This is a genomic window from Streptomyces stoeckheimensis (assembly GCF_045822005.1).
In the GTDB taxonomy this organism is placed as follows: Bacteria; Actinomycetota; Actinomycetes; order Streptomycetales; family Streptomycetaceae; genus Streptomyces; species Streptomyces stoeckheimensis.
This window is the reverse complement of sequence record NZ_CP169550.1, coordinates 6,678,384-6,703,726: the sequence shown is the minus strand read 5'-3', so window position 1 is coordinate 6,703,726 and position 25,343 is coordinate 6,678,384. Positions and strand designations below refer to the sequence as shown.

The window sequence follows — 25,343 nt, the reverse complement described above, 5'->3', positions numbered from 1 at the left end:
TCCGGTGACGGGACAGCGCGCGGTCCGTACGGCCGACCTCGACTCCCTTCCCGTACGGGAAGCCCTGCCCGCGCTCGTCTCGGCGCTCGACGCGCACGGCGCCGCCGTGCTCTGCGCCCCGCCCGGGACCGGCAAGACCACGCTGGTGCCGCTGGTGCTGGCGGGGCTGGTGGGGGGCGGGCCGCGCCGCCGGGTCGTGGTCGCCGAACCCCGCCGGATCGCCGCCCGCGCCGCGGCCCGCCGGATGGCCTGGCTGCTCGGCGAGCAGGTCGGCGCCTCGGTGGGCTTCACGGTGCGCGGCGAGCGGGTGGTCGGGCCGTCCACCGTGATCGAGGTGGTCACCACCGGGGTGCTGCTCCAGCGGCTCCAGCGGGACCAGGAGCTGTCCGGAACCGACCTCGTCATCCTGGACGAGTGCCACGAGCGGCACCTGGACGCCGACACGGTCGCCGCCTTCCTCCTGGACGTACGGGAGACCCTGCGCCCGGAGCTGCGGCTCCTCGCGGCCTCGGCGACCACGGACGCGGCCGGCTGGGCCCGGCTCCTGGGGGACGCCCCCGTCGTCGAGGCGGCCGGCATCTCCCACCCGGTGGAGACCGTGTGGGCCCCGCCGGCCCGCCCGGTACGGCCGCCGCACGGGATGCGGGTGGATCCGGCGCAGCTGACGCACGTGGCCTCGGTGGTGCGGCGGGCCCTGGCGGAACGTTCCGGCGACGTCCTGTGCTTCCTGCCCGGCGTCGGTGAGATCGCCCGGGTCGCCGGGCAGCTCGGCGCCGTCGACGCGGAGGTGCTCCAGATACACGGCCGCGCTCCGGCCTCCGTCCAGGACGCGGCGCTGTCCCCCGCGGCGCACCGCCGGGTCATCCTGTCCACCGCCGTCGCGGAGTCCAGCCTGACCGTGCCCGGCGTACGGATCGTCGTGGACTCGGGGCTGGCCCGCGAACCCCGGGTCGACCACGCCCGGGGCCTGGGCGCGCTGGCCACCGTACGGGCGTCCCGCGCGGCCGGCCGCCAGCGCGCGGGCCGGGCCGGGCGCGAGGCCCCGGGCACGGTGTACCGCTGCTGGGCCGAAGCGGAGGACGGGCGGCTGCCCGCGTACCCCGCCTCCGAGATCCGGATCGCGGACCTCGCGCAGTTCGCCCTCCAGGCCGCCTGCTGGGGCGACCCGGACGCGACCGGCCTGGCCCTGCTCGATCCGCCGCCGGCCGGAGCGATGGCCGCGGCGCGGGAGGTGCTGCTCGCGGTGGGCGCGGTGTCCCCGGAGGGTCGGCCGACCCCGCGCGGGCTGCGGATGGCCCGGCTCGGCCTGCACCCGCGGCTCGCCCGGGCCCTGCTCGACGGCTCCGCCGCGCTGGGGCCCCGGCGGGCGGCGGAGCTGGTGGCCCTGCTGAGCGAGGAGCCGCCGCGGGAGTACGGAGACGACCTGGCCGCGGCCTGGCGCCGGGCCCGCGCGGGCGGCGACCCGTACGGCTCGCGCTGGCGCGCGGAAGCCCGCCGCCTGGAGCGCGCGGCGACCGGGGGCAACTCTGCGGGGCTGGAGCATCCGGCCCGACCGGCGTTTGAGGGCACGGGCGCGCAGCGCACGTATGGGGTCCGGGGCGGAGCCCCGGTTTCGGGAAGGGGCGGGGTGGGGGAAAGGTCCCTCCCCGACGACGCCGCCGCCGGACTCGTAGCGGCCCTGGCGTTCCCGGAGCGGGTCGCCAAGGCCAAGGGCCAGGGGGCCTTCCTCATGGCCTCCGGGACCGGGGCCGAACTCGGCGATGGGTCGGGGCTGCGCAGCGCGCCCTGGCTGGCGGTCGCCGTGGCCGACAGGCCCCCGCACTCGGCGTCCGCCCGCGTCCGGCTCGCCGCCCTCCTGGACGAGGACACCGCCCGCACGGCCGCCGACCACCTGTTCCGCGCGGGCGAAGAGGTGCACTGGGAGGACGGCGACCTCGTGGCCCGCAGGGTCACCCGGCTCGGTGCCATCGAGCTCGCCGCACGCCCGCTCCGCGACCCCGACCGCGCCCTCGTCAGGGCCGCACTGCTCGACGGACTCCGTACCGAGGGGCTCGGCCTGCTGCGCTGGACCCCGGACTCGCAGGCGCTCCGGGCCCGGCTCGGATTCCTGCACCGCACGCTCGGCGCGCCCTGGCCCGACGTCGCGGACGACGGCGAGCTGCTGGAGCGTGCCGACGACTGGCTGGAGCCCGAGCTGTCACGGGCCCGCCGCCGCGGCGACCTCGCGCGGATCGAGGCGGGGCAGGCGCTGAACCGGCTACTGCCCTGGGCCACGGGCGAGGCCGCCCGGCTCGACGAGCTGGCTCCGGAGCGGATCGAGGTGCCGAGCGGCTCGCGGATCCGCGTCGACTACGCCGCCGAGCACGGGCAGCCCGTCCTCGCGGTCAAGCTCCAGGAGCTGTTCGGGCTGGCCGAGACCCCCCGGGTCGCAGGGGTCCCCGTACTCGTCCATCTCCTGTCGCCCGCCGGCCGGCCCGCCGCGGTCACCGCCGATCTGGCGTCCTTCTGGCAGGGCGGCTACCGCGCCGTCCGCGCCGAGCTCCGCGGCCGCTACCCCAAGCACCCGTGGCCCGAGGACCCGGCGACCGCCGAGCCCACCCGGCACACCAACGCCCGGCTCAAGCGCTGAACGGCTCCTCCTGGCGGGGGCGCCGGCCGCGCGCCTCCAGCCAGAGCGCGAGCCCGAAGAGCGCGAGCCCGCCGGCCGCCAGCCCGATCGGGGCGTACGTGTGCAGCCCGAGGACCATGATCCGGTTCGACTTGACCAGGTCGACGGTGTAGTCGCTGTAGTCCTCGCGGATCTTCACGTGCCCGGCGAAGACGGTGAGCTTCCCGTCGGGCGCGCCGCCCGCGAGGGTCCCGCCGCGCATCTCCTGCTGGATCTCCTGCTCGGCGTTGACGGGCGCCCCGGTCACCGGGTCGATCCAGAACATCGCCTTGGTCGTGTACCAGAGGCTGGTTCCGGTGGTCTGCTCGAACGTCGCCGGGTCGATGCCGTCGAACGGCATCTTCTTCGGCAGCCCGACCTTCGTCCACGGCACGGTCTGCTCGTAGTAGTAGACGTCCATGCCCTTGAACGTGCGCGGCCCCACGTAGTGGATGGGCGAGGAGGTGCGGGTCTGCGCGTCGAAGTAGAGGTAGTCGCGCGGCTCGGTGAAGAACGGCCACTTGAACTCGATGCCCTCGCGCTTGACCGGATCCCCGTCCACGGCCTCGCCGGTGGCGTGCACCGGGTCCTGGCTGTGGGCGTCGAAGATGTAGCGCTCGGGGATCTGGGAGACCATCTTCCCGTCCGGGCCCATGATGTGGGTCAAGGTGTCCCAGACCACGACGTCCTTGCCCGCGCTGGCCTCGATCTCCTTCGACGCCTCGACGTTGCCCTTGAGGGTCTGGACGATGGTGACCTTGTCGACCTTCTTCGGCTGCATGGTGGCGTAGTCGACGAGGGTCGCGTCCTTCGCCTCCAGCACCATCTCCTGGTACTGGCTCGGCGGGATCTTGGCGAGCCTGGGGTACGCGTACCAGCGCAGCAGTGGCGCGAGGGCTGCACAGAACACGGCTACGGCTAGCAGGACGAGGCTTGCTCTGCGTCGCATGGCCGGGCCCTCCTCTACTTTCCGGGCGCGGCGGGCGCGGTGGTGAGCAGGGGCTTCGGTGAGGTCTTGCCTTCCGGCGCCCCCGTCGCCGTGATGGCGAAGACGAGGAGCACCGCGAGGACGAGACCGCTGGCGGCGGCGACGAATGCGCGCATGCCGGGGCCTCCGGAATCTGATGGGGTGTCAGGGCGGTGGCACCGTAGCAATGCGGGTGACAGATGAGAACCTTTGCGCCACTGCTCGCGCGATGACCTCGGCCGGACCCCCGACCCGTACGCGCGGCCACGCCGAAGCCCGCCCCCGCTCAGGGCGGGGGCGGGCGGCGGTGCGCGTCAGGGGGTCGCCGTGGGCGCCGGACCGGCGGCCGACGCGGACGGTGACGGCGAGGGCTTGGCCGACGGCTTGGGCTTCGGCGACGGGGAGACCGAAGCCGTGGGCTTCGGGGAGGGCTCGCGCGTCGGCGACGGGGTCGGGGTCGGCGTGGGCTTCGGACTCGGGGTGGGGCTCGGGGTGGGCTTCGGGCTGGGCGTGGGGGTCGGCGTCGGCTTCGGACTCGGGGTGGGGCTCGGCGTGGGCGTCGGCGTCGGCTTCGGCGTGGGCGTGGGGCTCGGCGTGGGCGTCGGCTTGGGACTCGGCGTCGGGCTCGGCGTCGGAGTGGGCGTCGGCTTCGGCGAAGGCGTGGGTGAAGGCGTGGGCGTGGGCGTGGGCTTCGGTGTCGGGCTCGGCTTCGGCGGCGTGACCCCCGGAGTTCCGCCGCTGCCACTGCCGCTACCGCCACTACCGCGGCCGTCCGGGACCTCGTGCGCGCCCTTCAGGTAGTACGTGAACCACGACCGCACCGTCCGCAGGTACGCGGAGGACTGGTTGTACGACAGCACGGCCCGGTCCAGATCCGCGTCCACCCGCAGGTCACGCGTACCGGCGCACAAGTAGCGGCCCGCCGCGAGCGCGGCGTCGTGCACGTTGTTGGGGTCTCGCCGGCCGTCGCCGTTGGCGTCCTGGCCCCACGAGGCCCACGTGGACGGGATGAACTGCATCGGCCCGATCGCACGGTCGTAGCGGGAGTCCCCGTCGTAGGCCCCGCCGTCGGTGTCCGAGATGTTCGCGAAGCCGTTGCCGTCGAGCACGGGGCCCAGGATCGGCCGCAGCGTCGTACCGGCGGCGTCGACCTGCCCGCCGCGCGCCTGCCCGGACTCGACCTTGCCGATCGCCGCGAGGAGCTGCCAGCGCAGTCCGCATCCGGGGTCGTTCCTGCCGACCGCCTGCTCGGCGCCCCGGTACGCGGCGAGCACGCTCGCCGGTATCCCCTGCGCACCCTCGGCCCCGCCCGTGGCCGCGGGCTCGGTGCGCGGTCCCGGATCCGCGGCGGCCGGCACCACGGGCGGCGGCGTCGGGGCCGTCCCGTCCTCGGGCAGCAGCACGGCCGGCGGCTCGGGGCTCACCAGCGGCGGCAGTGCGGTGAAGTAGGAGCCGTCCCCCGCGGAGCCGTCGGGCAGGGGTTCGGGCGTGGGCTCCGCGACCGGTGCCGCGTCGACGCCTGCCGCGACCGGCCCCTGCGAGGCGGTCAGCACGGCGGCCACGAGGGCGGAGACGAGCACGGCGGCCCCGCCCTTGCGCACCACCCGGCCGAACCGCGTGGACATCCCCGCGGTCGCGCGTGCCGGTATCCGAACCGGTATCCGAATCCGAGCCGTCATGAGCCGGACCCCCCTCCCCCTCGACGTCCGCGTGACCCTACGTCAACTCGCTGGACAGGGCACGCATCGCGAGCCGGAATTCACGATTTCCTCATGTGTTCCGCAGGCCGCCCATACTGGACACACCGATCGCACCGATCGCACCGATCGCGCCCATCGCACCGGTCCGCACCGGTCGACGAGTCGAGCCCCGGAGGCAAGGCCCCATGCCGTTCACCCTCAGCCACGCGGCCGCCGTGCTTCCGGCCGTCCGCCGGTCCGGTCGTGCGCGCGGCCCCCTCGTCGGATCGGCTCTGGTCCTCGGGTCGTTCGCTCCGGACAGCTTCTACTTCGCCGACACGATCGTGTCGGGCCTGAAGCCGTACGGCACCTTCACGCACTCCCTGCCCGGGGTCCTGACCGCCGACGCGGTGCTGACCGCCGCCCTCGCGGCGTGCTGGCTGCTGCTGCGCGAGCCGCTGATCGCGCTCCTGCCCCGAGGCCGGCAGGGCAAGGTGCACGCCCTCGTCCGGGGCGAGGAGTGGCGAGGGCGCCGACTGCCCGCGCTGGCCCTCTGGTTCTACCTTTCGGCGGTCGCCGGCTCCCTCACGCACGTGGTGTGGGACGCCTTCACGCACGTCGACCGCTTCGGGACGCGCACCCTGCCGGAGCTGGGCGAGCCGCTCGCCCTCGGGCTGCCCCTCTACTCGTACCTGCAGTACGGGACTTCGGCGCTCGCGGCCTGCTTCCTGGTCTGGTTCACGGTGACCGCGCTGCGCCGGCTGCCGGACGCGCCGGCCCCCGCGTCCGTCCCGGTGCTCAGCCGGGCCGAGGTGTGGGGCGCGCTCGCGCTGGTCCTCGTCTGCGTGGCGGTCGGGGTCACCCTGCGCGTGCTGCGCTTCTTCACCTTCTTCGACCGGATCCGCACCCCGCTCGACATCATCCCGACCGTCTGCTTCGGCGCGGGCGGCGGACTCGTCGTGGGGCTGCTGCTGTACGGGATCCTCGTGCGCCTGCGCCACCGGCGGGTCCGCGACCGCTCGTACGCGGACCCGGACGCGGCCCCGGACACGGGCCGGGGCACGGGCACGGACGCAGACGCGAAAACGCCCGTCCCCACCGCGTAGGCGGGGACGGGCGCTGCCGGACCACAGGTGCGGGTGATCAGTGGGCGGCGGACTCCCAGTCGGGGCCGACGCCCACGGACACGTCCAGTGGGGCCCGCAGATCGACGGCGGCGGCCATCTCCCGGCGCACCAGCTCCTCCACCTGCTCGCGCTCCCCGGGCGCGATCTCCAGCACGATTTCGTCGTGGACCTGGAGCAGCATGCGCGACTTCAGCCCCGCTCCGGTGATCGCCTTGTCCACGCGCAGCATCGCGACCTTGACGATGTCGGCGGCGGTGCCCTGGATCGGGGCGTTCAGCGCCATCCGCTCGGCGGCCTCGCGGCGCTGGCGGTTGTCGCTGTTGAGGTCCGGGAGGTAGCGGCGGCGGCCGAAGACGGTGGCCGTGTAGCCGGTGGCGCGGGCCTCTTCGACGACGCGGCCGAGGTAGTCCCGGACCCCGCCGAAGCGCTCGAAGAAGGTCTCCATCAGGCCGCGGGCCTCGCCGGGCTCGATGTTCAGCTGCTGGGCGAGGCCGAAAGCGGAGAGTCCGTAGGCCAGACCGTAGGACATGGCCTTGATCTTGCGCCGCATCTCGGCGTCGACCTCGGAGCGCTCGACGCCGAACACCTGGGAGGCGACGGTGGTGTGCAGGTCCTCGCCCGACTGGAAGGCTTCGAGCAGGCCCTCGTCCTCGGAGAGGTGGGCCATGACGCGCAGCTCGATCTGGCTGTAGTCGGCGGTCATGAGGGATTCGTAGCCCTCGCCGACGACGAAGCCGCGGCGGATGGCCCGGCCCTCGTCGGTGCGCACCGGCACGTTCTGCAGGTTGGGGTCGGTGGAGGACAGCCGGCCGGTCGCGGCGACGGTCTGGCTGAAGCTGGTGTGCACCCGGCCGTCGGCGGCGATCATCTTGACCAGGCCCTCGACGGTGACGCGCAGCTTGGCCTGCTCCCGGTGGCGGAGCATGAGCACGGGCAGTTCGTGGTCGGTCTGGGTGGCCAGCCAGGCGAGCGCGTCGGCGTCCGTGGTGTAGCCGGTCTTGGTCTTCTTCGTCTTCGGCAGGTCCAGCTCGCCGAAGAAGACCTCCTGGAGCTGCTTGGGCGAGCCCAGGTTGAACTCGTGGCCCACCGCCGCGTGCGCCTCCTTCACCGCCTGCTGCACGGCCGCGGCGAACTGCTGCTCCATCGCTTCGAGGTGGCTCTGGTCGACGGCGATGCCGGCCCGCTCCAGGCGGGCGAGCAGCTCGGAGGTGGGCAGCTCCATGTCGTGGAGCAGCTCGGCGGCGCCCACCTCGGGCAGCTTGACCGCGAAGGCGTCGCCGAGGTCCAGGACGGCGCGGGCCTGTGCCATCAGGGCTTCGGCCTCGGCGGTGTCGTCGGCGCCGAAGGCGAGCTGTCCGTCGGCGGCGGCGGGCGCCAGCTCCCGGTGCAGGTACTCCTGCGAGAGCACGTCCAGTGCGAAGGAGCGGCGGCCGGGCTTGACCAGGTAGGCGGCGAGCGCGGTGTCCATGGCGACGCCGGCCAGGGTCCAGCCGTGCTCCGGGAAGACCCGCATCAGGGCCTTGGCGTTGTGCACGACCTTCGGCTTGGCGGCGTCGGCGGCCCAGGCGGCGAAGGCCCGCTCGTCGGCCTCGTCCAGCGCGGACGGCTCGAACCAGGCGGCGGCACCGCCGGCCGAGGCCAGCGCGATCTCGGAGACGTTGCCGGTGCCGAGCGCCCAGGTGTCGACGGTGGAGATGCCCAGCGGGGCTCCCGCGTGGCTCTCCAGCCACGGCGCGAGCTCGCCGACGCCCAGCACGGAGCCGTCAAGCGATACGGCGGCGGCCGCCGGGGCGGGGGCCTCCTCCTCGGCGGCGCCCGGGTCCACGGCGAGCAGCCGCTCGCGCAGGGAGGCGTTGCGGATCTCCAGTACGTCCAGGACTCCAGTGACGGCGGTCCGGTCGTAGGGGGCGCGGGCCAGGTCGGCGGGGGTCTTGGGCAGAGCGACGTCCTTGACCATCTCGGTCAGGACCCGGTTGAGCTTCACGGCGTCCAGGTGGTCGCGGAAGTTCTGCCCGGCCTTGCCCTTGACCTCCTCGGCGCGCTCGACGAGCTCCGCGAAGGACCCGAACTGGGTGATCCACTTGGCGGCGGTCTTCTCGCCGACGCCCGGGATGCCGGGGAGGTTGTCGGACGGGTCGCCGCGCAGGGCCGCGAAGTCCGGGTACTGCTGGGGGGTGAGCCCGTACTTCTCCTCGACCTTCTCGGGGGTGAAGCGGGTGAGCTCGGAGACGCCCTTGGTCGGGTAGAGCACCGTGGTGTGCTCGGAGACGAGCTGGAAGGAGTCCCGGTCGCCGGTGACGATCAGCACGTCGAAGCCGAGGGCCTCGGCCTGCGTGGCGAGCGTGGCGATCACGTCGTCGGCCTCGAAGCCGTCGACCGCGAACCGCGGCACCTTCATCGCGTCGAGGAGCTCGCCGATCAGCTCGACCTGCCCCTTGAACTCGTCGGGGGTCTTGGAGCGGTTCGCCTTGTACTCGGGGAACTCCGCCGAGCGCCACGTCTTGCGGGACACGTCGAACGCCACCGCGAAGTGCGTGGGCGCCTCGTCGCGCAGCGTGTTCGCCAGCATCGACGCGAACCCGTAGATGGCGTTGGTCGGCTGCCCCGTCGCGGTGGTGAAGTTCTCCGCGGGCAGCGCGAAGAACGCCCGGTACGCCAAGGAGTGCCCGTCCATGAGCATCAGGCGGGGGCGGGCCGCTGCGGTCGGCTGGTCGGTCTTCTTCGATGCTGAATCTGCCACGCCCCCGATCCTAGGCGCCCCCACCGACAAATCCGGACGGGCTGCGCGGCGGGGCAAAGAGGCAGGGCGAAGAGGCGGGGCGAGAGGTAGGGCGAGAGGTGGGGAAAATCCGGCGTCGGCACCACGGGCCGGGCGTGACAGGATCGGACGTGTAAGAGGAAGACTGCTCAAAGGGGAGCGACATGGCCACCAAGCCGCCCACAGGTGATCCCGTACAGGACGCACCGCAGGTAGCGCCCCCTCAGCATGCGGCCGCCGGCCTGCCCGCGATCGGGCACACCCTGCGGATCGCGCAGGAGCAGATGGGCCTGGCCCGTACCACCCGCACCCTCCTCAAGGTCAACCAGAAGAACGGCTTCGACTGCCCCGGCTGCGCCTGGCCCGAAGGCGACAAGCGGCACGTCGCCGAGTTCTGCGAGAACGGCGCCAAGGCCGTCGCGGAGGAAGCCACCCTGCGCCGGGTCACCCCCGCGTTCTTCGCCGAACACCCCCTCTCCGACCTCGCCGGCCGCTCCGGCTACTGGCTGGGCCAGCAGGGCCGGATCACCCAGCCGATGCTCATGGAGGCCGGCGGCGACCGCTACGAGCCGGTCAGCTGGGAACGGGCCTTCGCGGTGATCGCGGAGGAGCTGCGCGCCCTGGACTCCCCCCACGAGGCCCTCTTCTACACCTCGGGCCGCACCAGCAACGAAGCGGCCTTCCTCTTCCAGCTGTTCGTCCGCGAGTTCGGCACCAACAACCTCCCCGACTGCTCGAACATGTGCCACGAGTCCTCGGGCTCCGCACTGAACGAGACCATCGGCATCGGCAAGGGCAGCGTCTCCCTCGAAGACCTCCACCAGGCCGACCTGATCATCGTCGCCGGGCAGAACCCGGGCACCAACCACCCGCGCATGCTCTCCGCCCTGGAGAAGGCCAAGTCCGCCGGCGCGAAGATCATCTCGGTGAACCCGCTGCCCGAGGCCGGCATGGAGCGGTTCAAGAACCCGCAGACGCCCCTCGGCATGCTCAAGGGCACCGCCCTCAACGACCTGTTCCTCCAGATCCGCATCGGCGGCGACCAGGCCCTCTTCCGCCTCCTGAACAAGCTGGTCATCGAGGCGGGCGGCGCCACCGACGAGCAGTTCATCCGCGAACACACCCACGGCTACGAGGAGTTCGCGGCCGCCGCCAAGGACACCGACTGGGACGAGACGCTCACCGCCACCGGCCTGACCCGCCCCGACATCGAGGGCGCCCTGGCCATGATCCTGGCCTCCAAGCGCACCATCGTCTGCTGGGCCATGGGCCTGACCCAGCACAAGCACTCCGTCGCCACCATCCGCGAGGTCGTCAACCTGCTGCTCCTGCGCGGCAACATCGGCCGCCCCGGCGCCGGCGTCTGCCCCGTCCGCGGCCACTCCAACGTCCAGGGCGACCGCACCATGGGCATCTTCGAGCGCCCCGCGCCCGCCTTCCTCGACGCCCTCGACCGCGAATTTCAGATCACCTCGCCCCGCGAGCACGGCTTCGACGTGGTCCGCTCCATCCAGGCCCTGCGCGACGGCGAGGCCAAGGTGCTCTTCGCCATGGGCGGCAACTTCGTCGGCGCCACCCCCGACACCGAGGTCACCGAGGCCGCGATCCGCAACGCCTCCCTGACCGTGCACGTCTCCACCAAGCTCAACCGCTCCCACGCGGTCACCGGCAAGCGCGCCCTGATCCTGCCCACCCTGGGCCGCACCGACAAGGACGTCCAGGCCGCGGGCAAGCAGTTCGTGACCGTCGAGGACTCCATGGGCATGGTCCACTCCTCCCGCGGCAACCTCGCCCCCGCCTCCCCGCACCTGCTCTCCGAGCCGGCCATCGTGGCCCGCACGGCCCGCGCCGTCCTCGGCGATGCCTCCCGGACACCCTGGGAGGAGTTCGAGAAGGACTACGCCGCCATCCGCGACCGGATCTCCCGCGTCGTCCCCGGCTTCGAGGACTTCAACGCCCGCGTGGCCCGCCCCGGCGGCTTCCAGCTCCCGCACGCCCCGCGCGACGAGCGCCGCTTCCCCACGAAGACCGGCAAGGCGAACTTCACCGCCGCACCCGTGGAGTACCCGCACCTCCCGGCGGGGCGCCTGCTCCTGCAGACCCTGCGCAGCCACGACCAGTACAACACCACCATCTACGGCCTCGACGACCGCTACCGCGGGATCACCGGCGGCCGCCGCGTGGTCATGGTCAACCCCGAGGACGCCGCCGAACTCGGGCTCGCCGACGGCTCGTACACCGACCTCGTCGGCGAATGGCGCGACGGCGTGGAGCGGCGCGCCCCCGGCTTCCGCGTCGTGCACTACCCGACCGCCCGCGGCTGCGCCGCCGCCTACTACCCCGAGACCAACGTGCTGGTGCCCCTCGACTCCACGGCGGACGTCAGCAATACCCCGGCGAGCAAGTCCGTCGTCGTGCGCTTCGAGCAGGCCTGATAGAACGACCCGAGAACAATATGGTTAACGAGCGTTGACGAACGGAGTCGGCCCATGGGCGAGCAGCAGCACGCGGTGAAGTTCCCGCAGGAGGTCCTCGACGAGTACACGGCCCTGGGCATCGACCTGCCCGCGCTGTTCTCGGCGGGCGACCTCGGCAAGCGGATGGACATCCGCATCCTCGAAGCCTCCGCCGAGCGCGTCGTCGCCACCATGCCCGTCGAGGGCAACACCCAGCCCTACGGCCTCCTCCACGGCGGGGCCTCCGCCGTGCTCGCCGAGACCCTCGGCTCGGTCGGCGCGATGATGCACGGCGGCATCACCAAGGTCGCCGTCGGCGTCGACCTGAACTGCACCCACCACCGCGGCGCCCGGTCCGGCCTGGTCACCGGCGTCGCGACCCCCGTGCACCGGGGCCGCTCCACCGCCACCTACGAAGTGGTCATCACGGACGAACAGGACCGCCGCGTCTGCACCGCCCGCCTGACCTGCCTGCTGCGCGACGCGAACCCGCAACAGGACGGCAACAACTAGCCGTTGCCCTCGCAGCGGCGCCGGTCTAGCGTTCCCGCATGGGATCCGGACCGGCGCCGCGGCGCGCCTTGGCCGCAGCGGCGACGACGGCGCTGCTGGCAGCCGCACCGCTCGGCTGCGCCGGCGGCGATCCCGAGCCCCCTCCCCCCTCCACCTCCGCCCCACCGGCGCCCCAGGACGTCTGCACCCGCCTGATCACCCACTGGGCGGGCGTCATCCTCGACGCGGGAGAGGGCGAGGACGCCGTCCGCCTCGACTACCAGTCCATGGGCCTGTCCGGCGGCCAGAACGACATCCTGCGCGCCGTCCTCGCCGACGCCCGCGCCGAGCGGGACGCCAAGGGCCCGGCGGCCGCGCGCGAGCTCACCGCCCGGGAGGCGGAGCGCCGCTGCGCGGACCGCTACCGGTCGGGCGCCCCGACGGACGGCCCCTGGCAGTGAGCGGCGGCATCGGCCCGATCGAGCCCGGAGAAGGCACGGAGGCCCACGAGGGCCCGCGCCCCGCTCCCCGTGCGCCGCGCACGCCCCCGGCCGTCCGACGGCTCCGCGAGGCCTACGAGGGCCACCGGCGGGCCGCCCTGGCCCTCGGGGCGCTGACCTGCGTGTCCGCCGTCGTCGCCGCCGGGGCCGCGCTGTACGCGGCCCGGCCGCGCCCCGCCCCGTACAGGCCGCCCGCACCCTCGCAGGCGTTCTCCCTCGCCTACGTCGCTCCGGTCGGGCAGGACCCGGGACAGGACTCCGGCCGGACCCCCTCCGGCGCGGCGTTCGCGTTCACCGTGCGTGTGCGCGCCGCGGCCGGTCAGGCCGTCACCCTGGAGCGGCTGGAGCAGCCCTCGCGGGCACTGACGGTGGAGGTCGAGCCACCACTTCCGGCCACGCTCGCCCCGGGGGAGGCCCGTGACCTCGCGGTACGGATTCGCGTCACAGACTGCGTGCATGTGGCACGGAATTCCGGGCTCCCTTTTCTGGAAGTAACCCTAAGTAATGAGTTTGAGAAAGAGGATCACAGCTACATCCCCGGCGACCGTTATGCGCGCGATCTCTCCACCGCTCTGACCAGGGCGTGTCCCGAAGATCGAGACGCGAGCACCCCGTCACCGTCATGACCAAAAGGGCCCAGAGTCCTGGCGCGACAGTACTCAAACCAGCCAACGGTCCTGCCGCATCTCAGCATGCGGACAAGACGAACCGGCCGGATTTCCCCCTTTCCACCCGCAGAGATCCGCTATGTATTACGCCGTGGCATAACAAGAGAGTCACATCATTGGCCTCAGCCCTCCATAACGCCCTAAGACCCGCTTAGAGTCACGGCCAGTCACCGCGACCAGCCGGATTCCTTTCAGTTCGGTTCCCCGCGTTCGACACGGTGCGTCCCACGGGGGACGCAGTGCCAGGAAAGGACTGATCGTGCGTCAGCGTTCTCTCATTGCCGTGACCGCCGCGCTCGCCGCGGGCGCCCTCACCCTCACCGCCTGCGGATCGCGCGGAGACAAGGCCAACGACGCCGGCAGCGGCGACACGACGGTCGTCATCGGCGTCGACGCCCCGCTGACCGGCGACCTCTCCGCCCTCGGCCTCGGCATCAAGAACTCCGCCGACCTCGCCGCCAAGCAGGCCAACGAGAAGAAGTACGTCAAGGGCGTCACCTTCAAGATCCAGGCCCTCGACGACCAGGCCCAGGCCTCCTCCGGCCAGCAGAACGCCACCAAGCTCGTCGCCGACAAGGACGTCCTCGGTGTCGTCGGCCCGCTGAACTCCTCCGTCTCGGAGTCCATGCAGAAGGTCTTCGACGACGCCAAGCTCGCCCAGATCTCCCCGGCCAACACCAGCCCGTCCCTCTCCCAGGGACCGAAGTGGGCCACCGGCGAGAAGGTCCGCACCTACAAGAGCTACTTCCGCACCGCCACCACGGACGCCATCCAGGGCCCGTTCGCGGCGCAGTACCTCTTCAACAAGGCGGGCAAGAAGAAGGTCTTCCTGATCGACGACAAGAAGACCTACGGCGCGGGCCTCGCCGGCACCTTCAAGGGCGAGTTCACCAAGCTCGGCGGCCAGGTCGTCGGCGAAGGCCACATCGACCCGGAGAGCAAGGACTTCTCCGCGATCGTGACCGAGGTCAAGAGCTCCGGCGCCGACGTGGTCTACTACGGCGGCGAGTACCCGGCGGCCGGCCCGCTCAGCAAGCAGATCAAGGCCTCCGGCACCAAGATCCCGCTCGTCGGCGGTGACGGCATCTACGACAAGAAGTACGTCGAGCTCGCCGGCGCCGAGTCCGCGGGCGACCTCGCCACCTCGGTCGGCGCCCCGGTCGAGAGCCTGCCGTCCGCCAAGGACTTCGTCGCCAACTACACCAAGGCCGGATACAAGGAGCCCTTCGCCGCCTACGGCGGTTACTCCTACGACTCCGCCTGGGCGATCATCGAGGCCGTCAAGGCCACCGTCGACGCCAACAACGGCAAGCTCCCCGCCGACGCCCGCGCCAAGGTCCTCGCCGCCGTCCAGGGCGTCTCCTTCGACGGTGTGACCGGCAAGGTCTCCTTCGACGAGTTCGGTGACGCCACCAACAAGCAGCTCACCGTCTACAAGGTCGAGGGCACCGAGTGGAAGTCCGTCGAGTCCGGCACCCTCGGCGGCTGACACCACTGACCACCCCACCCCGTAGCCGGTAGTCCGCTCGAACGGCCGGCCACGGGAGCACCACCCACCTGCCGCGCGGGGCGCGCACAAAAAGCGCCCCGCGCGGAGTCACATCCGTCGAAAGACTCGGAGGACCTGCGGTGCACGAACTGCCGCAACAGCTGGTCAACGGCCTGCTACTGGGATCCATGTACGGGCTCGTCGCCATCGGCTACACGATGGTCTATGGCATCGTCCAGCTCATCAACTTCGCGCATGGCGAGATCTTCATGACCGGCGGATTCGGAGCGCTCACCGTCTGGCTGATGCTCCCCGGGGGCACCACCATGTGGATCGCCCTTCCGCTCATGATCATCGGCGCGGTCATCGTCGCCACCCTCATCGCCGTCGGTGCCGAACGCTTCGCCTACCGACCCCTGCGCAACGCTCCCAGGCTCGCCCCGCTCATCACCGCCATCGGCCTCTCCATCGCCCTCCAGCAGGCGGTATGGGCCTGGTACCCCGGAGCGGAATCCTCCCTGATCTTCCCCGAGATCCCCGGCGGACCCTTCCACCTCGGCAGCGTCACCATCCAGACCGGTGACGTCTTCCTCCTGATCGCAGCCCCCATATCCATGGCCTTCCTCGGCTTCTTCGTCAAGAAGACCCGCACCGGCCGCGGCATGCAGGCAACCGCCCAGGACCCGGACACGGCCAAGCTCATGGGCATCAACACCGACCGCATCATCACCACCGCGTTCGCGCTCGGAGCCGTCTTCGCCGCCATCGGAGCCGTCGCCTACGGCCTCAAGTACGGCGAAGTCCAGTTCAAGATGGGCTTCCTCCTCGGACTCAAGGCCTTCACCGCCGCCGTCCTCGGAGGCATCGGCAACATCTACGGCGCCATGGTCGGCGGCCTCGTCCTCGGCCTCGCCGAAACCCTGACCACCGTCTACGTGGCCGACATCCCCGGCTTCGAACAGCTCGGCGGCCAGTCCTGGGGTAACACCTGGGCGTTCGTACTTCTCATCCTCGTGCTCCTCTTCCGGCCACAGGGCCTGCTGGGCCAGCGCGTGGCGGACAGGGTGTGACCTCCATGACGAACATCACCGCGGACACCGCGAACAGCGAGAACACCGTGAAGAGCACCGCACCGGCCAAGGGGCTCATCCCCCTCCCCGAGAAGACGGCCCGCGCCCTCGCCACGGCCGGCGGCGCACTCACCGTCGTCTCCGCGTTCCTCGCCTGGACATGGAACGACGACTTCCCCGGAGACCTCACCTACTACGGCTCCCCCGCGGGCCTCCAGTGGCTGGTCCTCATCGGCGGCGCCCTCACCGCCCTCTTCGGACTCGCCTCCTACGGAGTCAAGGGGCTCGGCTGGCTCACCCCCGCCGGCGCCGACGCAGCGATCAAGCTCTCCGCCCTCGCCGCGTTCGCCACCACCTGGTACACCGTCGTCTCGATCGTCCTCGAACTCGGACTCCTCGTAGACCTCGAACCCGGAGCCGGCGTCGCCGCCCTGGTCAGCCTCCTCGCCGTCATCGGCGCCTTCGGACTCCCCTTCGAACGCCCCGCGCTCGAAGGCCCCGACCCCGACGACACCGACTTCGAGAAGTTCAAGCACGAAGCCGGCAACCGCTGGACGACCTTCAAGTCCGCCTTCGCCTCCGGCCCGATCAAGCCCGCCCGCGCCCTCCCGGCCTGGGCCGAGATCCTCCTGATCGCCGCCGTCCTCGGCCTCGCGCTCACCGTCTTCACCTACGGCATCACCACCCCGTACCAGGAACTCTTCGTCGGCTTCCTGATCACCGCCGGATTCGGTGCCGCAGCGCTCAACAAGGCGGGCCTCTTCGCCCGCGTCACCGCCCTCACCACCCGCCACCGCAACGTCGCCCTCGTCGGCGCCTTCGCAGCGGCGGCCGCCTTCCCCCTCACCCAGACCGACGACCAGTACGCGAACCTCGGCGTCAACATCCTGATCTTCGCCACCGTCGCACTCGGCCTGAACATCGTCGTCGGCCTCACCGGCCTCCTCGACCTCGGCTACGTCGCCTTCCTCGGCGTCGGCGCCTACACCGCGGCCCTGGTCTCCGGCTCCCCCAACTCCCCCTTCGGCGTGCACTTCCCCTTCTGGGCCGCACTCCTGCTGGGCGCCGCCGCCTCCATGGTCTTCGGTGTCCTCATCGGAGCACCCACCCTGCGCCTGCGCGGCGACTACCTCGCCATCGTGACGCTCGGCTTCGGTGAGATCTTCCGCATCTCCATGAACAACCTCGACGGCACCTCCGGACCCGACATCACCAACGGGCCCAACGGCATCGCCGGCATCCCGAACGTCAACCTCTTCGGATTCGACTTCGGCGCCACACACACCATCGCCGGATTCACCATCGGCCGCTTCGCCAACTACTTCCTGCTGATGCTGCTGATCACCCTCATCGTGATCCTCGTCTTCCGCCGCAGCGCGGAATCCCGCATCGGCCGCGCCTGGGTCGCCATCCGCGAGGACGAGACCGCCGCCGAAGCCATGGGCATCAACGGCTTCCGCGTCAAGCTCATCGCCTTCGCCCTCGGCGCCACCCTCGCCGGCCTCGCCGGAGCCGTCCAGGCACACGTCAGCTACACGGTCACCCCCGACCAGTACACCTTCGCCAACGCCGTGCCCCCGAACTCCGCGTTCCTGCTCGCCGCGGTCGTCCTCGGCGGCATGGGCACCATCTCCGGACCCCTCGTCGGCGGATCACTGCTCTTCCTGATCCCCAACAAGCTCCAGTTCCTCGGCGAATACCAGCTCCTCGTCTTCGGCTTCGCCCTCATCGTCCTGATGCGCCTGCGCCCCGAAGGCATCATCCCCAACCGGCGCAACCAGCTCGAACTCCACGAGGACATGGAAGCGCCCACGGTTCTCGGCAAGGCAGGGGTCTGAACCCATGACGACCACCACCACCGACACGCCCGCCGCCACCACGGCGGAGACCGTCCTCGACGCACGCGGCGTCACGATGCGCTTCGGCGGCCTCACCGCCGTCAAGAACGTCGACCTCACCGTGCGCAGCGGCGAGATCGTCGGCCTCATCGGCCCCAACGGCGCCGGCAAGACCACCTTCTTCAACTGCCTGACCGGCCTCTACATCCCCACCGAGGGTGAAGTCCGGTACAAGGACAAGGTCCTGCCGCCCAAGTCGTACAAGGTCACCGACGCCGGCGTCGCCCGCACCTTCCAGAACATCCGTCTCTTCAACAACATGACGGTCCTGGAAAACGTCCTCGTCGGACGCCACACCCGCACCAAGGTCGGCCTCTGGGCCGCCCTCCTGCGCCTCCCCAGCTTCGGCCGGGAAGAAGCGGCGAGCCGCGAGAAGGCCATGGAACTCCTCGAGTTCATCGGCCTCGCCCACAAGGCCGAACACCTCGCCCGCAACCTCCCCTACGGTGAACAGCGCAAGCTCGAAATCGCCCGCGCGCTGGCCAGCGACCCCGGCCTCATCCTCCTGGACGAGCCCACCGCCGGCATGAACCCGCAGGAGACCCGGGCAACCGAAGAGCTCATCTTCGCCATCCGGGACCAGGGCATCGCCGTCCTCGTCATCGAGCACGACATGCGCTTCATCTTCAACCTCTGCGACCGCGTCGCCTGCCTCGTCCAGGGCGAAAAGCTCATCGAGGGCACCGCCGCCGAGGTCCAGGGCGACGAGCGCGTCATCGCCGCCTACCTCGGCGAACCCTTCGAAGGCGCCCCCGGCGCCGAAGAAGTCGCCGAAGTCGAAGCAGCCGAAGCACACAGCGAGGCCGCACACGACGAGGCGGCCGCGGACGCCGAGGCGACGGACAGCACGACCAGCAGCACGGACGGAGAAGACCGGTGACCGCACTCCTCGAGGTCGAGGACCTCCGCGTCGCCTACGGCAAGATCGAAGCCGTCAAGGGCATCTCGTTCAGCGTCGACGCCGGCCAGATCGTCACCCTCATCGGCACCAACGGCGCCGGCAAGACGACGACCCTGCGCACCCTCTCGGGCCTGATCAAGCCGCGCGGCGGCCAGATCAAGTTCCAGGGCAAGTCCCTCAAGAAGATCCCCGCGCACGACATCGTCGCGCTCGGACTCGCCCACTCCCCCGAGGGGCGGCACATCTTCCCGCGCATGACCATCGAGGACAACCTCCTCCTGGGCGCCTTCCTCCGCAAGGACAAGGACGGCATCCAGAAGGACGTCCAGCGCGCCTACGACCTCTTCCCGATCCTGGGAGAGCGCCGCAAGCAGGCCGCCGGCACCCTCTCGGGCGGCGAGCAGCAGATGCTCGCCATGGGCCGCGCGCTCATGTCCCGCCCGAAGCTGCTGATGCTCGACGAGCCCTCCATGGGCCTCTCGCCGATCATGATGCAGAAGATCATGGCGACCATCGCCGAGCTCAAGTCACAGGGCACCACCATCCTGCTGGTCGAGCAGAACGCCCAGGCGGCGCTCTCCCTGGCCGACCAGGGCCACGTGATGGAGATCGGCAAGGTCGTCCTGTCGGGCCCGGGCCGCGAGCTCCTGGTCAACGAGGACGTCCGCAAGGCGTACCTCGGCGAGGACTGAGCCCCACCCCTGCCGTACGAGTGAGGCCCGCCTCCGGATCCTGGATCCGGAGGCGGGCCTCACTGTTGTGCCGTACTGGGGGCTGCTACTCGCCCTTGCCCGCGGCGGCCTTCTTCTCCTCGGCGTCCTCGATGACGGCCTCGGCGACCTGCTGCATGGACATCCGGCGGTCCATGGAGGTCTTCTGGATCCACCGGAAGGCGGCCGGCTCGGAGAGCCCGTACTGCGTCTGCAGGATGCTCTTGGCGCGATCCACGAGCTTGCGCGTCTCCAGGCGGAGGGAGAGGTCGGCGACCTCCTTCTCCAGCGCGCGGAGCTCGGCGAAGCGCGACACGGCCATCTCGATGGCGGGGACGACGTCGCTCTTGCTGAAGGGCTTCACGAGGTACGCCATGGCGCCGGCGTCGCGGGCGCGCTCGACGAGATCGCGCTGCGAGAACGCGGTCAGCATCAGCACGGGGGCGATGGACTCCTCCGCGATCTTCTCGGCGGCGGAGATCCCATCGAGGACGGGCATCTTCACGTCAAGAATGACCAGGTCGGGGCGGTGCTCACGGGCCAGCTCGACGGCGGTCTGCCCGTCTCCGGCCTCACCGACGACGGCGTAGCCCTCTTCCTCAAGCATCTCCTTGAGGTCGAGACGGATGAGCGCCTCGTCCTCGGCGATGACGACGCGCGTCGTCAGCGGCGGAACGTGCGACTGGTCGGCGTCGGGCGTGGGCGTCGACTCGTGCTCGGCGGTCACGGGGGCTCCTTGGTGCAAGGCGATTCAGCTCCCCCGAGCCTACCTAGCTCCTGTATGTTTGTGACACGGAGGGTCTTAGGTATCCTTCGTTTCGAAGGGGCCCCGGTAGCCCAGCGGTAGAGGCAATGGATTCAAAACCCATTCAGCGTCGGTTCGAATCCGACTCGGGGTACTTCTCCTTCACTTCCAAGGTCGCCAAGCGATTTTAGGATCTTCACTCGTCACAGTGAACGCAGCTTCGAATTGCGACCAACTGGACGAGCAGCGGCGAGGCTCCCAGATGTGGAGCACAATCCTTCGATACGCGAAGAAGCAGTCCTACTGATGCGCCGGGGCGTGACCAATCGAGTGGTCGCGGAACACCTGGGCATACCGCGCGGCACCATCGGGTGGTGGCGATCCGAGGACCGAAAACACTGCGGTGAGGCGTACGTCCGCCCGACCGACTGCCCGAGATGTACCGGCCGCGAAGTCGACCAGCCCGCGTACGCCTATCTCCTGGGCCTCTACCTTGGCGATGGCCACATCATCTCCAAGCGCAAACAGCACCACTTGTCCGTCTTCTGCGACGCCTCCTGGACCGGCCTCATCGATGCGGCTGAGGCGGCGATGCGCCGCGTCATGCCCTTGCCCAAGGTGGGACGAGTCCAGCGCCAGGGTTGCGTAGAGGTCAAGTCCTACACACAGCACTGGACCTGTCTGTTTCCGCAGCACGGGCCCGGCAAGAAACATGATCGGCGCATCGCCCTCGAAGACTGGCAGCAGGCCATCGTCGACGCCCACCCGTGGGAGTTCCTCCGGGGGCTGATCCATTCCGACGGGTGCCGGGTCACCAACTGGACCGTCCGCAACGGCAAGCGCTACGAGTACCCCCGGTACTTCTTCACGAACAAGTCCGACGACATCCGGAAGCTCTGTACGGACACCCTCGCCAAGGTCGGCGTCCAGTGGACGATCCTGGCCCGCGGCAGCGACCCCTTCAACGTGTCCATCGCGAGGAAGGCGTCCGTCGCACTCATGGACGCCCACATCGGGCCGAAATACTAGCCCGGCAGGTCGCCGCTGCCGCCTAGATTGGCGACCATGCGGCGCAGGCCGTCGACCGTCGCCGCGTACGCGGCATCGTCCACACCCTCCCGCATCCTCGCGTGCACCTTCGCGTTGCGGTCGTGCGCACGGACCCGGCCGGCTTCGCCCGCTTCCGTCAGAGTCAGCGTCCCGTCCGCCTCCGTGAGCCAGCCCCGGGCCGCCAGGTCGTCGTAGAGGGCCTCGAAGTCGGTGTCCTGGTCGTCGTACGGGGTGAGCTTCTCCGTGAGGGCCGCGCGCTTCCAGTGGGTCGGGGAGGCGGCCACGTGGTTGAGGGTCCACCAGTGGGGCTGGGTGAGGTTCTCCTCGGCCAGCGCGGCCCTGAGGCCGCCGATCACGAGGTTGCCGGCCTCGCGGGCCCAGTAGCCGATGGGCTGGGCCGCGAGCTGGTCCTGTGGGTACTCCTTGATCGTCACGTCTGGAGCGTATGACCTCAAGTGAGCTTGAGGTCAAGGCGACTTGACCCCGATTCCTCAGCCGCGGCCCGCCAGGCCGTGCAGGACCGTCGCCACGTGGGCTTCCGCGTCGGCCGGGTCGAGGGGGGCGTGGGCGACGAGGAGTCGGTACCAGAACGGGCCGAAGACCAGGTCGACGGCGTGGTCGAGGTCCGTACCGGCGGGGAGTTCCTCGCGCGTTACCGCCCGGGTCAAGAGAGTGGCAACGACATCGCGGCGGGTGGCGACCCAGGCGCGGAAGGGTTCGGCGAAGGCGGGGTCGAGCTGGGCTTCGGCCATGAGGCCGGTGAGGGCTTTGGCGCGGACGGGGTCGCCGCCGATGCGGTAGAGGTCGGTGACGAAGGCGGTGAGGTCGCCGGTGAGGGTGCCGGTGTCGGGTTCGGGGACGCGGGCGGCGGTTTCGTGGGCGTAGGCGTCCATGACGAGGGCGGGCTTGGACTTCCACCAGCGGTAGACGGTGCTTTTGGCGACGTTGGCGCGCTTGGCGACGCCTTCGATGGTGAGGGCGCCGTAGCCGTTCTCGACGAGGAGTGCGGCCGTGGCTTCGAGGACGGAGTGGTGGGCGTCTTCGTTGCGGAGGCGGCCGCCGGTGCGGGGCGGGTTGCTCGCAGAGTTGCTCGAAGGAGTGATTGACACGGCTTCACGATAGCCCTAGCGTTTTATCAAAACGCGGCGTAGCGTTTTGATTGAAGGACCGACCGAGGGATACGAGGGGGATGACCATGAGCAGGATCGTGATCGCGCACGGGTACGGGATGAGCGCCGGGGAGCACTGGTACTCGGCGACGGGCGAGGAGTTCGCGGCCGAGGGGCACGAGGTGCGGATTCCGAACTTCCCCGAGCCGTTCGCTCCGGAGGCCGGCGTGTGGCTGAAGGAGCTGGAGGCGGCGACGGAGGGTGCGCCGGCCGGCGAGACCGTACTGGTGGGTCACAGTCTGGGTGGGGTGAATGTGCTGCGGCTGCTGCAGGAGCACGACACGGAGGCCGAGGGGGCGTTCGCGGGGGTGGTGTTCGTGGCGTCGATGTCCGGCGAGGTGGGGTACGACGCGTTGGCGCCGTTCTTCTCGCCGGAGTTCGACTGGCAGCGGATCCGCAGGGCTGCGCGGGAGTTTCGGGTGCTGCACGCGGCGGATGACCCGGTGACCGGGGAGGCGACGGGTGAGCACGTGTTGCGGTTCGTGCGGGAGCTGGGCGCCGAGGCGCGGGTGACCGCGTCGGGCGGGCACTTCCCGAGTACGGGTGAGAGCCGTTTGGTGTTGCCCGACGCGGTGCGTCTTATACGTGAGGTGCTGTAGGTCGCCTGTGGGCGGTGTCAGCGGACCGCGTCGCCGATGTGGTGGATGCGGACGAGGTTGGTGGATCCGCTGACGCCGGGGGGCGAGCCGGCGGTGATGACGACGACGTCGCCGGGGACGCAGCGGCCGATGCGCAGGAGCTCTTCTTCGACCTGGGCGACCATGGCGTCGGTGGAGTCGACGTGGGGGCCGAGGAAGGTTTCCACGCCCCAGGTGAGGTTGAGCTGGGAGCGGGTGGCGGGGTCGGGAGTGAAGGCGAGGAGGGGGATGGGTGAGCGGTAGCGGGAGAGCCGGCGGACGGTGTCTCCGCTCTGGGTGAAGGCGACGAGGAACTTTGCGCCGAGGAAGTCGCCCATTTCGGCGGCGGCGCGGGCGACTGCTCCGCCTTGGGTGCGGGGCTTGTTGCGGTCGGTGAGCGGGGGCAGGCCCTTGGCGAGGATGTCTTCCTCGGCGGCTTCGACGATGCGGGACATGGTGCGGACGGTTTCGATGGCGTACTTACCGACGCTGGTTTCACCCGAGAGCATGACGGCGTCGGTGCCGTCGATGACGGCGTTGGCGACGTCGGAGGCTTCGGCGCGGGTGGGCCGGGAGTTGTCGATCATCGAGTCGAGCATTTGGGTGGCGACGATGACGGGCTTGGCGTTGCGCTTGGCGAGCTTGACGGCTCGCTTCTGGACGATGGGGACCTGCTCCAGGGGCATTTCGACGCCGAGGTCTCCGCGGGCGACCATGATGCCGTCGAAGGCGGCGACAATGCCGTCGATGTTTTCGACTGCCTGGGGCTTTTCGACCTTGGCGATGACGGGGAGGCGTCGGCCTTCCTCGTCCATGATGCGGTGGACGTCTTCGATGTCGCTGCCGCTGCGGACGAAGGAGAGGGCGATGATGTCGGCGCCGATGCGCAGGGCCCAGCGGAGGTCTTCGATGTCCTTTTCGGAGAGGGCGGGTACGGAGACTGCGACGCCGGGGAGGTTGAGTCCCTTGTTGTCGGAGACCATGCCGCCTTCGATGACGCGGGTGTGGACGCGGGGTCCGTCGACGGCGGTGACTTCGAGGGTGACGCGGCCGTCGTCCACGAGGATGCGTTCGCCGGTGGTGACGTCGGCGGCGAGGCCCTTGTAGGTGGTGCCGCAGGTGTGGCGGTCGCCTTCGTGCTCTTCGACGGTGATGGTGAATTCGTCGCCGCGTTCAAGGAGTACGGGGCCTTCGCGGAAGCGGCCCAGGCGGATCTTCGGGCCTTGAAGGTCCGCGAGGATGCCGACGCTGCGGCCGGTTTCGTCGGCAGCCTTGCGGACGCGCTGGTAGCGGTCCTCGTGTTCGGCGTAGGTGCCGTGGCTGAGGTTGAAGCGGGCGATGTCCATTCCGGCTTCGACCAGGGCTTTGATCTGGTCGTATGAGTCGGTGGCGGGGCCCAGGGTACATACGATTTTCGCTCGGCGCATGAGGCGAGCGTATGCCCCTACCAGGGAGTAGGAAATTGGTTCCGGGTGTCCACTCAACAACCTTTGAGCAAAAGCTTGTTGACAATTGTTGAATGTGCATGGGGGTGCTCTGATGAGCACCCCCGGGGCGCCGATTTTCAGGTTTTCAGAGCTGGGGAGGGGTCATCGTGAAGCGTGCGTTCACCTGCGCGTAGACGGTCTGGCGCTGGGGTTCGAGGTCGAGGGCGGGGGCGGCGCCTGCCTCTTCGGCGGCACTGAAGGCCACGGTGCGCATGCGGACGCCGCCTGACTGGAAGGGGGCGTTCTCGGCTCCGAGGTCGGCGAGTTCGACGAGGGCGGCGAGGTCGGCTCCGAGGGCGGCGGCGTATTCGCGGGCGCGCTGGACGGCTTCGAGTACGGCTTGGCGGCGGGCTTCGCCGTGGGCGGGTGAGGTGGGGCGCAGGGCCCACCAGGGTCCGTCGACCTGGGTGAGTTCGAGGTCGGCGAGGCGGGTGGTGAGTTCGCCGAGGGTGGTGAAGTCGTTGAGTTCGGCGGTGAGGTGGACGCGTCCGTGGTAGGCGCGGATGCGTTCGCCGCGGCCGTGGCGGGTGAGTTCGGGGGTGATGGAGAAGGCGCCGGTTTCGAGCTTTTCGACGGGGTCGCCGTAGCTTTTGACGAGATCGAGGACGGCGTTGTTGCGGCGGGTGAGGTCTTCGAGGGCGGTGCGCCGGTCGGTGCCGCGGGCGCTGACGGTGATGCCGATGCGGGCGATCTCGGGGTCGACTTCGAGGGTGGCTTCGCCGCGGACTGCGACGCGGGGGACTTCGGGGGTTCCGTAGGGCTGGTGCGATGCGTCCTGGGTCATGGATTCACTCTCGCACTGCTGCTCGTACGGGGGTGGTCATCGGATCGAAACCTGGTGGGGGTGTTGCGGCTTGTTACTGCTGGGTCAGAATCTACGCGCGTTGCCTATCTGTGCACACGCACCTCACAA

At 70.6% G+C, this 25,343-nt stretch carries 22 protein-coding genes and 1 tRNA gene; 14 read left to right on the top strand and 9 right to left on the bottom strand.

Annotated features, from left to right (window positions below; translation table 11 throughout):
- Positions 1-4 precede the first annotated feature (4 nt).
- Entirely contained in the window at positions 5-2,629 is a 2,625-nt protein-coding gene (locus tag ACE1OC_RS30360) for an ATP-dependent RNA helicase (RefSeq protein WP_407839694.1), read from the top strand.
- On the opposite strand, the gene ACE1OC_RS30355 is transcribed toward ACE1OC_RS30360, so the two are convergent.
- From ACE1OC_RS30355 to ACE1OC_RS30345, 3 genes are all read right to left on the bottom strand, one after another.
- Positions 2,619-3,596, bottom strand: coding sequence for a DUF3068 domain-containing protein (locus tag ACE1OC_RS30355; RefSeq protein ID WP_407839693.1), 978 nt, complete (start codon positions 3,594-3,596; stop codon positions 2,619-2,621). The genes ACE1OC_RS30360 and ACE1OC_RS30355 overlap by 11 nt on opposite strands.
- A gap of 14 nt (positions 3,597-3,610) precedes the next feature.
- Positions 3,611-3,751 (bottom strand): SPW_0924 family protein, encoded by a 141-nt coding sequence (locus ACE1OC_RS30350; protein WP_243338278.1) that lies wholly within the window; start codon positions 3,749-3,751, stop codon positions 3,611-3,613.
- Between the two features lie 177 nt (positions 3,752-3,928).
- Positions 3,929-5,239, bottom strand: a complete 1,311-nt coding sequence (locus ACE1OC_RS30345) for a lytic transglycosylase domain-containing protein (RefSeq protein WP_407839692.1) — start codon at positions 5,237-5,239, stop codon at positions 3,929-3,931.
- A 260-nt stretch (positions 5,240-5,499) separates the two neighbouring features.
- Between ACE1OC_RS30345 and ACE1OC_RS30340 the strand changes: the two genes are divergently transcribed.
- The gene (locus ACE1OC_RS30340) at positions 5,500-6,399 is read left to right on the top strand and encodes a DUF4184 family protein (protein WP_407839691.1); all 900 of its coding nucleotides are present in this window, start codon (positions 5,500-5,502) and stop codon (positions 6,397-6,399) included.
- Between the two features lie 37 nt (positions 6,400-6,436).
- Here ACE1OC_RS30340 and polA read toward each other — a convergent pair whose 3' ends face one another.
- The gene (polA, locus tag ACE1OC_RS30335; RefSeq protein WP_407839690.1) at positions 6,437-9,160 is read right to left on the bottom strand and encodes a DNA polymerase I; all 2,724 of its coding nucleotides are present in this window, start codon (positions 9,158-9,160) and stop codon (positions 6,437-6,439) included.
- A gap of 182 nt (positions 9,161-9,342) precedes the next feature.
- Here polA and ACE1OC_RS30330 point away from each other — a divergent pair, with 182 nt between their 5' ends.
- From ACE1OC_RS30330 to ACE1OC_RS30290, 9 genes are all read left to right on the top strand, one after another.
- Complete coding sequence (locus tag ACE1OC_RS30330) at positions 9,343-11,613, top strand: FdhF/YdeP family oxidoreductase (protein ID WP_407839689.1); 2,271 nt, start codon at positions 9,343-9,345, stop codon at positions 11,611-11,613.
- A gap of 54 nt (positions 11,614-11,667) precedes the next feature.
- Positions 11,668-12,147, top strand: coding sequence for a PaaI family thioesterase (locus ACE1OC_RS30325; protein ID WP_274552450.1), 480 nt, complete (start codon positions 11,668-11,670; stop codon positions 12,145-12,147).
- A 38-nt stretch (positions 12,148-12,185) separates the two neighbouring features.
- Positions 12,186-12,587 (top strand): hypothetical protein, encoded by a 402-nt coding sequence (locus tag ACE1OC_RS30320; protein ID WP_407839688.1) that lies wholly within the window; start codon positions 12,186-12,188, stop codon positions 12,585-12,587.
- Positions 12,584-13,252 (top strand): Tat pathway signal sequence domain protein, encoded by a 669-nt coding sequence (locus tag ACE1OC_RS30315; RefSeq protein WP_407839687.1) that lies wholly within the window; start codon positions 12,584-12,586, stop codon positions 13,250-13,252. The genes ACE1OC_RS30320 and ACE1OC_RS30315 overlap by 4 nt, the downstream gene beginning before the upstream one ends.
- 301 nt (positions 13,253-13,553) lie before the next feature.
- On the top strand, positions 13,554-14,783 hold the full coding sequence (locus ACE1OC_RS30310; RefSeq protein ID WP_274552447.1) for a branched-chain amino acid ABC transporter substrate-binding protein: 1,230 nt from the start codon (positions 13,554-13,556) through the stop codon (positions 14,781-14,783).
- Positions 14,784-14,923: 140 nt separating this feature from the next.
- Entirely contained in the window at positions 14,924-15,853 is a 930-nt protein-coding gene (locus ACE1OC_RS30305; RefSeq protein ID WP_250744988.1) for a branched-chain amino acid ABC transporter permease, read from the top strand.
- A gap of 5 nt (positions 15,854-15,858) precedes the next feature.
- The gene (locus tag ACE1OC_RS30300) at positions 15,859-17,691 is read left to right on the top strand and encodes a branched-chain amino acid ABC transporter permease (protein WP_407839686.1); all 1,833 of its coding nucleotides are present in this window, start codon (positions 15,859-15,861) and stop codon (positions 17,689-17,691) included.
- 4 nt (positions 17,692-17,695) lie between these two features.
- Positions 17,696-18,631 (top strand): ABC transporter ATP-binding protein, encoded by a 936-nt coding sequence (locus ACE1OC_RS30295; RefSeq protein ID WP_407839685.1) that lies wholly within the window; start codon positions 17,696-17,698, stop codon positions 18,629-18,631.
- A complete protein-coding gene (locus ACE1OC_RS30290; protein WP_250744986.1) occupies positions 18,628-19,344 on the top strand; it encodes an ABC transporter ATP-binding protein in 717 nt (238 codons plus the stop codon). The genes ACE1OC_RS30295 and ACE1OC_RS30290 overlap by 4 nt, the downstream gene beginning before the upstream one ends.
- 85 nt (positions 19,345-19,429) lie before the next feature.
- Here the strand turns inward: ACE1OC_RS30290 and ACE1OC_RS30285 are convergent, their stop codons facing one another.
- Complete coding sequence (locus ACE1OC_RS30285; protein ID WP_250744985.1) at positions 19,430-20,089, bottom strand: ANTAR domain-containing response regulator; 660 nt, start codon at positions 20,087-20,089, stop codon at positions 19,430-19,432.
- Between the two features lie 99 nt (positions 20,090-20,188).
- Here ACE1OC_RS30285 and ACE1OC_RS30280 point away from each other — a divergent pair.
- Together ACE1OC_RS30280 and ACE1OC_RS30275 are read left to right on the top strand one after the other, a co-directional pair.
- Positions 20,189-20,261: transfer RNA gene (locus ACE1OC_RS30280), tRNA-Leu, on the top strand.
- A 152-nt stretch (positions 20,262-20,413) separates the two neighbouring features.
- Entirely contained in the window at positions 20,414-21,136 is a 723-nt protein-coding gene (locus ACE1OC_RS30275; protein WP_407839684.1) for a helix-turn-helix domain-containing protein, read from the top strand.
- Here ACE1OC_RS30275 and ACE1OC_RS30270 read toward each other — a convergent pair.
- On the bottom strand, positions 21,133-21,591 hold the full coding sequence (locus tag ACE1OC_RS30270) for a MarR family transcriptional regulator (RefSeq protein ID WP_407839683.1): 459 nt from the start codon (positions 21,589-21,591) through the stop codon (positions 21,133-21,135). The two genes, ACE1OC_RS30275 and ACE1OC_RS30270, sit on opposite strands and share 4 nt — an antisense overlap.
- Positions 21,592-21,648: 57 nt before the next feature.
- Positions 21,649-22,266 carry a TetR/AcrR family transcriptional regulator gene (locus tag ACE1OC_RS30265; protein WP_407839682.1) on the bottom strand — a complete coding sequence of 206 codons (618 nt, stop codon included), beginning with the start codon at positions 22,264-22,266 and terminating at the stop codon, positions 21,649-21,651.
- Positions 22,267-22,352: 86 nt separating this feature from the next.
- Between ACE1OC_RS30265 and ACE1OC_RS30260 the strand changes: the two genes are divergently transcribed.
- Positions 22,353-22,925: an RBBP9/YdeN family alpha/beta hydrolase gene (locus ACE1OC_RS30260; RefSeq protein ID WP_407839681.1), complete on the top strand. Its 573-nt coding sequence runs from the start codon at positions 22,353-22,355 to the stop codon at positions 22,923-22,925.
- Positions 22,926-22,942: 17 nt separating this feature from the next.
- Here the strand turns inward: ACE1OC_RS30260 and pyk are convergent, their stop codons facing one another.
- Both pyk and ACE1OC_RS30250 read right to left on the bottom strand, forming a co-directional pair.
- The gene (pyk, locus tag ACE1OC_RS30255; protein WP_407839680.1) at positions 22,943-24,370 is read right to left on the bottom strand and encodes a pyruvate kinase; all 1,428 of its coding nucleotides are present in this window, start codon (positions 24,368-24,370) and stop codon (positions 22,943-22,945) included.
- A gap of 145 nt (positions 24,371-24,515) precedes the next feature.
- Entirely contained in the window at positions 24,516-25,214 is a 699-nt protein-coding gene (locus ACE1OC_RS30250) for an SIMPL domain-containing protein (protein ID WP_407839679.1), read from the bottom strand.
- Between the last annotated feature and the right edge of the window lie 129 nt (positions 25,215-25,343).